Raw genomic sequence first — 11,977 nt, forward strand, 5'->3', positions numbered from 1 at the left:
GGGTTTGGCTCGCCGAAGCGCGAATCCTGGCTCGGCGGTTAACGACATGATTTTGTAAACACCCTCTGAGCGGAATGCCACGGATGGCGCACGAGCTGGCCGTCGACCCCGACGTCAACGCGCGCGATCGCGATTGCGCCGATCCACGAAACGCAGCTGACGCGCAATGGTCTCGACGGCCGGCAGCCGCACGCCCCGCTTGGCCACCTCGCGCAGCGGTCGTTCGTACATGAACTCGATCTCCAGCTCGCGCTTGGCGAGATAGTCCAGGCGCATGCTGGGGGCATAGGGCGTCATCGCCTCGGTGATCTGCATCAGCTTGGGCATGAAGCCCTCCTCGAAGGGAACGCCACAGGTCTCGGCCCCCAGGGCGACCTCGGCCATGAGCTGCTCGGCGAGCGCGCGACCGTCCGGGTCCCCCATGATGACGTTCGTATCCACGTCGAGCAGGACGGACAGACCGTTGAATGGGATGTTCCAGGCCAGCTTGCGCCAGCGTGCCTGGGGCAGCGAGGGCTGCGACTCCACCTTCACGCCGCCGGCCGAGAAGGCCGCCATCAGCGCCGGGATCCGCTCGCGTCCGCGCTCATCGAAGGGGGCAAAGCTGACCAGGCCATAGTCGAGATGGGCGATATGTCCCGGCCCCACCTTGTTCGAGCATAGAAAGCACAGCCCCGCCACCACGACGGCCTGGGGGAATGCCTCGGCCAGCTCCTCCTCCATGGTCAGCCCATTCTGCAGATTGAGGATGAGCGTCCCCTCCCCGATCAAGGGTTCGAGCAATTCCACCAGACGATGGTTCTGGGTGCTTTTGAGACCGACACAGACGACATCGCTGCGCGGAATGGCGTCCGAATCGGCATAGACCTCGACGGGTTGGTGATGCTGGTCGCCCAGGGGCGAGTCGACGCGCAGCCCCTCGCGGCGGATGAAATCGACATCGCTGTGGGCGATGAAACGGACAGTGGAACCACCCGCTAGGAGTCTGGAGCCATAGAAACCGCCCAGGGCGCCCGTGCCGAAGATGGTGAAACTGAGGTCGTGCGGAGTCGATGTATTCAGGGTCATGGAATCTGGAATGTGGTTGGGATGTTCGAGGATGGCCAGCGGCAGGATTCGACCAGCGTTTCCGCTTCATCGGCCAAGGGTGAGAAGGTGGGGACTCATGCCCGGTCGGTCAAAGGGCTTGAGTCCCGCCCGATAGAGCGCCGCTCAGCCGGCCATCGCCAAGCGTCTCAGCGCGCCGAAGTCGGTCTTGCCGCTGCCGAGCTTCGGGATCTCGGCGACCTCGCGCAATTCGGAGGGGATGCCCAGCGGATTGGCCCCCTGCTCCAGCATGCGCCGACGGAGCGCGTCCGGATCGATCGACTCGGTGGTCAACAGCAGGATGCGCTCGCCCTTGCGCTCATCGGGCAGATTGACCGCCGCGATCTCCAGATCCTCCTGTTCGAGCGCCTTGCGCACCTGTTCCTCGACTGCGCTCAGGCTGATCATCTCGCCGCCGAGCTTGGCGAAACGCGAATAGCGATCGACGATGCTCAGGAAGCCGTCCGCGTCCAGATGGCCTTTGTCGCCGGTCTTGTACCAGCGTGTGCCGTCCAGCTCGACGACCGCCTCCGCCGTCTTCTCGGGGTCGCCGAGATAGCCCTTCATGACCTGAACGCCCCCGATCAGGATGAGACCGTCCTCCCCGGGCGGCAGCGACTCCAGCGAGACCGGATCCACCACCCGGAAGCTGGTACCCGGCAGCGGCATCCCGACCGTGCCGGGACGCGAGCCGGACTGGATCTTCCAGGTGTCCGTCTCCAATGCATCGGGCACGTTGACGCTGGCCACCGGGGTCGTCTCGGTCGCCCCATAGCCCTCCAGGATGGCCTTGTGGAACTTGAGCGCGAAGGATTCGCGCACCTCGGGCGACAGACGCTCGGCCCCGGCGACCAGGATACGCAGGGACTGCAGCATGAGCGGATGCACATGCCTGTTGCGGACGTAGAGCCGCAGGAAGGTCGAGGTGCTGCAGAGCACCGTGACCCGATACCGAGCGACGGCCTTGGCGCCGCCGACCGCGTCGGTCGGGTCCGGATGGCAGACCATGGGGATGCCTTCGAGCAGCGGCAGAAAGGTGGTCGCGGTGAGCCCGAAGGCGTGGAAGAGCGGCAGGTTGGACAGCACCACGTCCTCGCGCTCGGTATTGAGCACGTCCGAGATCTGACGCACGTTGGCCATGATGTTGCGATGGGTGAGTTCGACCCCCTTGGGCGCGCCCTCGCTGCCGCTGGAGAAGAGGATCGCCGCCGTGTCGTCCGGCCGAGCGGCGCGGCAGAAGAGCGCATGGAGCATCCCGGCGGGCATGAGTGTGGCGATGGCCAGTGCGGAGAACGTGCGCAGCGGCCCGAACTCGGCCCGTATCGACTCCATCGCGTGCAGCCTCACCCCTGGCAGCAGGGTACTCGGATCGATGCCGCGTTGGTCGAGCTTGGCCAGGAAACGATCGGCGGTGACGACGTGCCGGATCCCGGCCTTCTCGACGCCCGCGCGCAGCGCCTCGGCGCTGGCCGTGTAGTTGAGGTTCACCACCGTCTTACCGCAGAGTAGCGCCGCCAGATTGGCGATGGCGCCAGCGCTGCTGGCCGGCAGCAGTATCCCGACCGCCGGCTCGGGCACCAGACGCCGGATCCGCCCCGCGAACAAGAGCACCGCCGTCAGCAGGCGACGATTGGTCAGTGAAGTGCCGATCGAGTCGATCACGGCCAGTGCGCCCGGATCGCGCTTGACCGTCCGCAGCCAGGCCTGAGGCAGGGTCGGCAGCGTCTCGACATAGGTCCGCCAGGAGGTGACCGACAGCTCGAAGACCGCCTGTTTGACGCGCTCGGCGCTGGCATCCAGCGGCAGGGTCGGGCCAAAGGCCACGATCACGTCGCGCATACGTCCCTCGCGCCGGTTCGACTTGAGCTTATCGCTCGCATAGGAGAAGCGGCTGCCCCACAGACCGCGCTGATAGAAGGGCAGGATCACGCCCGACTTGGCGGCCCGCGCGGCCAGCTCGAAGCCGCGCTTGAACTCGGACAGCTGCCCGTTCTTGCTCAGCGTCCCCTCGGGAAAGAGACAGACCACCTGGCCTGCGTCGAGCAGCTTCGAGACCGTCTGTATCGCCTGGCGGCTGCTGCCGCGCGAGATGGGCACGACCCCGAAGAAGTCGAGGAACCAGCGCAGATACCAGCGCTCGTAGATCCAGCGCTCCATGACGAAGCGCACCGGACGCGGGCTGGCCAACTGGACCATGGCCCAATCCACCCAGCTGACATGATTGCCGAGCATCAGCACACCGCCCTGCGCGGGCATGTTCTTCAGACCGATGACATTGAGGCGGTAACGGGTCGAGATGGCCCGCGCCAGGATGAAACGCACCAGCGACTGCGGCAGCTTATAGAGGGTGTAGACGGCCCCCAACAAAGCGACGACGGCGAGCGCCAGCATCAGGACATGACCGTCGATCCCAGCATAGGCGGCCGCCACGGTCAGGCCCAAGAACAACAGCATCGTCAGATTCTGAATGAAGTTGTTCGCGGCCAGCACGCGCCCCAGCCCTGCCTCGCCGGCATGGAACTGGATCAATGCGTTCAGAGGCACCAGGAAGAATCCGCCCAGCACACCGAGCAGCAGGAAGTTCAATCCATGGGCCCAGACCGAGTCCAGACCGGGCGCCAGGAACAAGGTCGCCGCGACCCCGATCGCACCGAGCGGAATGAGTCCCGTCTCGATATGGTTGCGCGAGACACGCCCGGCGATGACCGAGCCGAGGATGACGCCGACCCCGGCGCAGGCGAGCATACCCTGGATCACTACGGTATTGGTCTCGCCCAGGCTCTCCTTGGCGAAGGCGGGGAAGGCGGCCAGGATCACCTGAGAGATGGCCCAGAACACCGAGAGTCCGACGATCGAGAGCCAGATGACCTCATTGTCCCAAGCGGCCCGCCAGTTGCGGACCAGATAGCGTCCGGTGCGGTACTGACGCCAGTCGAAGTTCAACGGGCTCGGCGGGCTGACCTGGGGCAGTCGATAGGCCAGAAGGAGTTCGACCGCCGAGCAGAGCACCAGTACCCAACCGAGCGGCGCCACCAAACGCATGATCGCGTCCGGATCCAACAGACCGGAGGTTCCGGCGAGCGCACGCTCGAACAGCACCGAGAAGAAGAAGATGCCGGCCAGGATGGCGCTGCTCGTGGTCGCCTGAACCCAGCCGTTGGCCGCCGCCAGCGATTCCTTGCCGACCAGCTCCTTGATATAGCCGTACTTGGCCGGCGAATAGAAGGCGCTCTGGGCCGCCAGCAGCAGGGTCATGCCGAATGCCGGCCAGAACCAGCCCTGGTAATAACAGAGCGTGATGCCGAGCGTGAGACCGATCGCACCCCAGGCGGTCGTGCGCATGACCCGGTTCTTGGGAAAGCGGTCGGCGATGAATCCGGAGGGCGTAAAGAGCAGGACGAACGGAAGCAGGATGAAGGCGTTGACGATCGCCGTCAGCAGGATCTGGGCTTCGCCATCGTAGGTTTTAAAAAGCGTGTTCTGGATGACGATCTTGTGTCCCAGATCGACGAAGGCATTCAGAAAGAGCATCGTCACGTAGGACAGAAAGCCGGTGATGCGGAACAGCTGACCCATGAGTTCACCCCTCGTTCGGCGGATTGTCGTCTGAATGGGACCTAAAAGTGATCGAGCGCCTCCAGATAGCGCCTGGCGCTCGTCGTCTGCTCGTACTCGGCGACTGCCTGCCGGAGGCGCTCGGCCGGCGTCGGCGCATCCAAGGTCGCCGCCATCGCCTCGGCCAGCGCCTCCGCGTCGCCGACCGGCACCAGCCGACCGTGTCGCCCGGCGTCCAGAATCTCATAGGGTCCGCTCGGGCACTCGGTCGAGACGACCGGCACGCCCAAGGCCATGGCCTCGGTCAGCACGTTTGGCGACCCTTCCCAGGCGGACGAGAGCACGAAGACCGAGGCCCGAGCCAGAAAGGCATAGGGATTGGTCTGAAAACCGGGCAGATCCACCGAATCATCCAGCCCGAGCTCCTGGATCAGCGACTGGAGCTTGGGTCGAGCGGCACCCTCACCCAGGATCATCAAGCGACAGTCACGCTCGGCGCGCAGCCGGGCGAAGGCGCGAATCAGGGTCGGGAAATCCTTCTGGCGCTGCAGCCGGCCCGCACCCATGAGAACCGGCGGTTCGCCCGGCGCAAGCCAGGGATGGCGGCAGGGCTGCGCGGCCTGAGCCGAGAGCTCCGGCGTAATCACCGGATTGCGGATGACCCCGATCCGCTCGCGCGGAATACGTGCAATCCGGGCGGTGTCCTCGGCGACCCCCTCGGACACGGCGACGATACGATCCACCTTTGGATAGAGCAGACGGATGGGGGCATACCGCAGCCAGCGTTCCAGCGCCGTGCGCGCTTCCATGGCGGTCGAGAGATTGGTGCCGAGACGCAGCAGGATGGGGGTCCCGGTCCCGGCAAGCGTGCGCGCCATCACGGCCGCGCGCCCCGCCCGATCCTTGGCGGCCAGGAGCGCTGCGGGCCGACGGGCGCGCAGATAGCGGGCCAGCGCCGGGGCCGCGAGCAGGCTGTGCTCCACATTCAGGCGCACCTGCCGAACTTCGGCGGGCACCCGAGCGAGATGCGGGCTATCCGCGCGCACAAGAACCAAATCAACGGATTGCCCCAGATCGACGAAGCCCCGCAGCAGATTGACGAGCATGCGCTCGACCCCTCCTGTCCCGGAGAAGGAGGCAAAGACGGCGAGCGGGGCCTGGGATCGGGACATGAGCAATGGGGATATCAGCGGGTTGCAAAGGGGGCGACTCCATCGCGCGACGATAGGAACGCCCAGATAGCGACAAGCGTATCCTAAACCTTCACGACAACTAGAATAGAATGCGATTCGAGAGACATGGAGCGGTGAACGCGCCCCTGCAAACGCAGATCGAAGACGCGAACGAGGTGGTGCTCTCGAACCGGCCCCGAATCGGGATCCGGGCGAACTCGGGGTCGACGAGCGGATTGGCCGATCGGCGACCACTGCTTTATCCTCCAAAATCCCAGGCCACTTGATTGTCTTACAGGAGTCATCGCGATGGAGAGAAGTCGGCTGACCGCAAGACTGGTTATATTTCCGCTCTGCTTGCTAGCCTTGTCCGGTACGGCGTATGCAGCCGAGGTGCTACCCCAACCCAAAACCACGGGCATGACGCAACAGGCTCGGCAGGTCGCGCAGCAGACGACGCTGCAACATCTGGAGCGGATGATCGGCCAGCGCCCGGCCTCGGCGGCGGCAACGGTGGAATTCACCGCCGAGGATCGCGAGCAGATCGCGGAGGCGAACAAGAGCGCCACGAGCGGCACGCCGCTGAAGATCGGCCTCATGAAGTCGGTCGCGCTCGGTGTCGACCTGCAGCCACTGGACGTCGCGGCCATGAAGGATCAGACCTATTCCTTCCAGCAGGGCATGGTCAAGAGCAGCGGCGATCGGCTGGCCTGGACGGTTCGACTGGACACGGTCGGCTCTCTCGCGACCCGGGTCCGCTTCGACGATGTCAGCCTGCCCGAGGGATCCTCCCTCTACGTCTACAACGACGCTGGCGAGGTTCGAGGCCCCTATAGCGGCAAGGCCCGCAGCTTCTGGAGCCATTCGCTCCCGGGCGATACGCTTTACGTCCAGGTCGACACCACCGACACGGACTCCGACACCGTCAGCTTCAAGGTCGGCGCCATGATGCTGATCGACTCCGAAACCAAGGCCTTCTGCCCAGACAACGCCCCCTGCATCCAGGACGGCTCTTGCTACGACAGCTCGGACTGGGAGCACATCGATGAGGTCCGCAAGGCCATCGCCCACATCAACTTCGTCGAGGGCGACGGCAGCTATATGTGCACCGGCGGCCTGCTCGCGGATACCGACGACTCCAGCACCATCCCCTATTTCCTCACCGCGAACCATTGCATCAGCACCCCAGAGGTCGCGGCCACTGTGGAGGCCTGGTTCAACTACCAGACCGAATCCTGCGGCGCGGAATGCCCGACGCTCGCCGACACCACCGCTACGCTCGGAGCCACGCTGCTCGATCATTCAGCGGTGGACGACCACAGCCTCATGGTCCTCAACGAGGATCCGCCGGCCGAGGCCTGGTTCCTCGGCTGGAGCAGCACGCCGGTCGCCTATATCGGTGGCACGCCGCTCTATCGGCTGAGCCACCCCCTGGGCTCGCCGCAGGCCTATTCCACCCAAGAGATCGACGCCTATGTGAGTCCGGTGCTCTATTGCGGCACCACGACCATGCCGCGCGGCGCCTTCATCTTCAGCCGCGACGTAATCGGAGCGACGGAGGGCGGCAGCAGCGGCTCGCCCGTGATTCAGGAAAACGGACAGGTGGTCGGTCAACTGTTCGGGGCCTGTGGCAGCAACCTCAATGATGTCTGCGACTCGGCCAACAACGTCACCGTGGATGGAGCCTTCGCCAATTACTACGCGGATGTATCCAAATGGCTGAGCCCGGACGAGGAGGCACTGCCGTTGACGCTAGAGAAGCGCGGCACCGGCGAGGGACGCGTGGTGTCCTCGCTCACGAGCCAGTCCGCCAGCCAAAGCGCCGGCACCGCACAGCCGCAGCTTCTGGGCGGTTCCGAGATCGACCAGAGCGACTGGTCATGGCAGGCGGCCTTGAAGGTCACGACCTGGAGCATCAACAGCTCTTGGACCTGCGGGGGATCCGTGATCGATCCCTACTGGATCCTCACGGCGGCCCATTGCATCGTCGACGACAGCACCGAACGCTACAGCACGGTCTCGCCGTCCAACATCCTCGTTCGGACCGGATCCAACCGCTTCGAGTACGGCGGACAGGAGTCCAAGGTCAAGCGAATCGTCAAGCACCCGGATTTCGATCCGCTGACCCGCGACAACGACATCGCGCTCATCGAGCTCAAGAGCCCGGTGTACGCCGACCCGATCCGCCCTGTCATTTTGGAGCGTGAAGAAACGCTGGCCTGCCTGGGCACGGCGGGCGCGGTCACCGGTTGGACGGCGACGACGGCCTGCGGCAACCTGGCGACGGTGCTCTCCAAGGTCGATGCCACTATCGTTTTGCCCAGCGTCTGCGGCACGGCCTATGGCGCGCTCACCAACAACATGATCTGCACCTCCTCGGCGGCGACGAATACCCAGGACTGTCAGTCGGACGACGGCAGCCCGCTTGCGGTCGGCAACGGACGTGGCGGCTATGCCCAGGCCGGAATCGTGAGTTTCGGCAATGGTTGCGACGACCAATCCGCCCCGACCGTCTACACACGGGTCGCCAATTATGTGGGCTGGATGGAACGGATGACGGACTTGGATCTGACCTCGGATGTCGGCCCCGGAATCATCGATTGCGGCAGCGTCTGTCGCGCGGAATACGCCAAGGACACGCTGGTCACCTTGACCGCAAGCGCATCGGCCGGATCGGTCTTCGCCGGCTGGGAGGGCGACTGTACGGGAACGGACAGCAGCTGCGAGCTGATCATGAGCAAGGCGAGCAACGTCAGGGCGATCTTCAACGCGCCCCAGGCGAGCAGCCAATCGCTCTGTACGCCCTGACCCGACAACCTCTCGCAACCGACAGAGCCCGAGCAAAACTCGGGCTCTGTGCCAAGACCAGTACCCGCCAGCGATTTCTCTGCTTTCCTGCTTGGACGATTTCCAAGCATGTCGATACCAAGCCAAACCCACCGAAGGCGGAAACCCGGCCTCAGGTAGGGCGAACAATAGGGCGCCTTCAACAGGTGGCTCGCCGCATTTCCCCTGGTGATACATTCCCTGAACGGCCAGCGTTCGATCTTGGAGCGGCCGTATTGCGCCGCCTGCGAGCGCCGAACGCGATCGAAGCCCCACAAGTGCCTGCCATGCGGCGCAATACGCTATCGCTATTGCGCCCTACGCGGGATCTCAACCGCTCCACGATCCAGCTGAAGGTTCCTCTCAAATTCTCCGGCATTAATGAAAAGGCCAACCGGCGCGTTACGCGCCGGTTGGCCTTAGGGTCATGCGACTTGGGACGGATCAGTAAGGACTGGGACGATTCAGGTAGTCCTGATAGGCATTCGTGTCGATGGTGTTTGTCGGCAACTTGGTTCCATACCAGGTGAAGTTGTAGGGACTGCTGGTGTCGTTATCAGGCACCTCGACGACCCCGCCATAGGAGGAACAGGCACAGCGCGCCTGGGTGACATAGGTCGAACAAATCTCTTCCTCAGCCTCCGTGTCTGGCTTGGTCGTCACGCAACCGGGAGGAGAGCTCGTGTTGTAGAGACAGCCCGGATCGCTGCCGAAAGTACAATCCTCCGTGACCTTGCGACAGAACAAACTGCTGGAGCTGTCGCTGCAACTGTCGGTCGGGATGTAACACGAGTTGCCGGTCGAACTGCTGCCCGCCGCAATGTCGGAGTCGCAGGTGCAGGCGGCACCGAAGGTTCCCGAATCGGTGACATAGCGATACTCGTTGCAGGGCGCGGTGAAGAGACGCTTGTGGTTGACCTTCATGAAATAATAGCCGGGATCCTTCAAGCCGAGGCTATAGGTGATGGGCTTGTCCGCCGCCGTATCCGTGTTGAAGGACAACAGGGGCGTCAGACTGGTCGTCGACGCGCCTGCACCCGTCAGCGATTCCCAGGCATTGGCCGTCGGTTTGTCGTAGACCTGAACGTTCCAATTTCCGTTGGCGCAGCCCTCGCGCGCACAGAAGGTCAAGGTCACCAGTTCGTTGCCGTCCGTGTAGTAGACGTACCAATCGTTCTCGCCCTGCCCCCAGACAGAGGCCGTGTCATCGTCGGGATCGGTGACGACGCTACTGAAGGTGAGATTGATGAGTCCGTACATGGCCACACCGGTGGCGAGCGGATTGGACGCCGAAGGTATGTTGTTCGGCTCGATCTCGGAGTCGTAGAAACCCGCGATAGGCTGCTCGTTATCCAGAGAACTGTCCTGCAAGAAGGCCGTGATCGAATAGGCGAATTGATTGGGCGTCGCCTTATCCGCCGATTGGACCAGGACGTAATAGGTTCCGACCAATCCGAGGGTCACCGTATAGGTTGCGGCATTCGGGTTGGAGGAGAGCGCACCGACCACGTCGGTATTGAAATTGGCGAAGACATTGCCCGCCGCATCCCGCACCGAGACGTTCCAGACGCCGGGATTTCCGGTCGCGAGATCGGCCCCCTCGATCCAATCCGGCACGGCGAAGCTGAGAGTCAGATTCTGGTTTGCGGCCGTCGACTGGGTGTAGTACCAGTCCTGGTCGGCGGTACTGTAGTTCTGCCCCCAGAAAGCCACCCCCAGCGTCAAGGGATCCGCCGTGATGAGACTGTCGTTCGGCTCGGTCTCACCGTAAGTCGCGGCGGGAATACAGGATGCGAGGGTCACGCCATAGGCCAGGGGATCGGCGACACAGGCGGCGACACCCTGACCGAAACCGACCTCGATGCCAGCTGTCTTTCCGTCCGCGAAGCCATAGCCATATTGGCTCTCGCAATAGGACTCGCAGGTTTTCGCCAGGGTGGAGTCGCCAAGTCCAAGCGCATTGGCGGTCGCTATGGGTATGAGTGAGGCGAGGGCGATACGGAAGAGGAGCTTCATATTTCATTCCTTGGTAGACTGACGCGACAGGGGCCTGACGCACGTGCTGAAACAGCCGGAACACGTGGAGCGATAACGGGCGCCGGTCAAGTTTAGCCGAACGGACGCATCGATCAAGCAAACAACCACGTCTCGTTCTTCACGCAACGCCCTGATTCACATATTCGTCTAATTTCTCCGACCTGCGGCCGACGATGCGACAGCGAATCGGGCCAGATCTCGCAGACGCTCCCCTTATGGTGTTAATTCCCGCCCACAACGAGGCCGCCACGGTCGGGGCCGTCGTTAAAGAGGTTCGCCGACGCTACGACCTTCCGGTCGTCGTCATCGACGATTGCAGCACGGACGCCACGATCGCCGAGGCGAGCGCGGCTGGCGCCATCGTCCTTCCCCTTCCGCTCCAACTGGGTGCCTGGGGGGCGATTCAAACCGGACTGCGCTATGCGCTACGGACGAACAGTCCCTTCGCCGTCACGCTCGACGCCGACGGTCAGCATGAGCCGGCGGCATTGGCTGCCGTTCTGGAACCCGTTCTGACCCAAAAGGCGGATGTCGTCATCGGTGCCTTCCCGGAACGGGCCAGCGCGCTGCGCCGTGTCGCCTGGAGCTATTTTCGAGGTCTGACCGGAATCCGACTGGAGGACATCACCTCCGGCTTCCGTGCTTACAACCGCGCGGCCATGACCGTACTCGCCTCCCCCGTCGCCAGCCTGCTCGACTATCAGGACGTAGGCGTACTGCTGATCCTACGCCGTCGCGGATTGCGCGCCCTGGAGGTCGCCGTGCCCATGAAGCCAAGGACGCAGGGCGTTTCCAGGGTATTCAATTCCTGGTGGACGGTGGGAAAATACATGCTTCAGACCAGCCTGCTATGCATCGCCAGGGTGGGACACGGGCGCGGCTCGCGATCCGATCAGGAGTGATCTCATCCAATGAAGCGTGAGTCGACATGACGCATCAAATGACCTCAATGGCGATCGGGCTGGCGCTCGCCGCCACCATCCTCTGGCTAGTCCGCCGCGACCACCTGCACGGTCCCTACGCCTTTTGGTGGATCGGAGCCGCCGCGACCGTCACCCTGCTCGGATTCTTCCCGCATCTGTTCGATCTCATCGCCCGCTACCTCGGTGTGAGCTATCCACCCATGCTGGCGATCCTGCTCGGATTCGCGATGCTGCTCATCAAGATCCTCACCATGGATCTGGAGCGCTCGCGCCAGGAGCGTCAGATCCGACGCCTGGCGCAACAGATCGCCATGATGGAGGCGCGCCAGCCCTCGGCTGACATCACGACCGAAGCCCAAACGCCGAAGGATTGCTAGG

At 63.7% G+C, this 11,977-nt stretch carries 7 protein-coding genes; 3 read left to right on the forward strand and 4 right to left on the reverse strand.

Features of this window, described 5'->3' with window-relative positions; all coding sequences use genetic code 11:
• Window positions 1–114: 114 nt before the first annotated feature.
• From ACFSJC_RS11460 to ACFSJC_RS11470, 3 genes are all read right to left on the reverse strand, one after another.
• Window positions 115–1,068, reverse strand: a complete 954-nt coding sequence (locus ACFSJC_RS11460; protein ID WP_386026760.1) for a 2-dehydropantoate 2-reductase — start codon at window positions 1,066–1,068, stop codon at window positions 115–117.
• A gap of 144 nt (window positions 1,069–1,212) precedes the next feature.
• The gene (locus ACFSJC_RS11465) at window positions 1,213–4,662 is read right to left on the reverse strand and encodes an acyl-[ACP]--phospholipid O-acyltransferase (protein WP_386026762.1); all 3,450 of its coding nucleotides are present in this window, start codon (window positions 4,660–4,662) and stop codon (window positions 1,213–1,215) included.
• Window positions 4,663–4,703: 41 nt separating this feature from the next.
• Complete coding sequence (locus ACFSJC_RS11470) at window positions 4,704–5,813, reverse strand: glycosyltransferase (protein WP_386026764.1); 1,110 nt, start codon at window positions 5,811–5,813, stop codon at window positions 4,704–4,706.
• 309 nt (window positions 5,814–6,122) lie between these two features.
• Between ACFSJC_RS11470 and ACFSJC_RS11475 the strand changes: the two genes are divergently transcribed.
• Window positions 6,123–8,621, forward strand: coding sequence for a trypsin-like serine protease (locus ACFSJC_RS11475; protein WP_386026766.1), 2,499 nt, complete (start codon window positions 6,123–6,125; stop codon window positions 8,619–8,621).
• A gap of 462 nt (window positions 8,622–9,083) precedes the next feature.
• Here ACFSJC_RS11475 and ACFSJC_RS11480 read toward each other — a convergent pair whose 3' ends face one another.
• The gene (locus tag ACFSJC_RS11480; RefSeq protein ID WP_386026768.1) at window positions 9,084–10,655 is read right to left on the reverse strand and encodes a hypothetical protein; all 1,572 of its coding nucleotides are present in this window, start codon (window positions 10,653–10,655) and stop codon (window positions 9,084–9,086) included.
• Window positions 10,656–10,891: 236 nt separating this feature from the next.
• Between ACFSJC_RS11480 and ACFSJC_RS11485 the strand changes: the two genes are divergently transcribed.
• On the forward strand, window positions 10,892–11,578 hold the full coding sequence (locus tag ACFSJC_RS11485; RefSeq protein ID WP_386026770.1) for a glycosyltransferase family 2 protein: 687 nt from the start codon (window positions 10,892–10,894) through the stop codon (window positions 11,576–11,578).
• A gap of 26 nt (window positions 11,579–11,604) precedes the next feature.
• The gene (locus ACFSJC_RS11490; protein ID WP_386026772.1) at window positions 11,605–11,976 is read left to right on the forward strand and encodes a DUF2304 domain-containing protein; all 372 of its coding nucleotides are present in this window, start codon (window positions 11,605–11,607) and stop codon (window positions 11,974–11,976) included.
• Window position 11,977 lies beyond the last annotated feature (1 nt).

The sequence above is a fragment of the Thiorhodococcus fuscus genome, from assembly GCF_042682685.1.
In the GTDB taxonomy this organism is placed as follows: domain Bacteria; phylum Pseudomonadota; class Gammaproteobacteria; order Chromatiales; family Chromatiaceae; genus Imhoffiella; species Imhoffiella fuscus.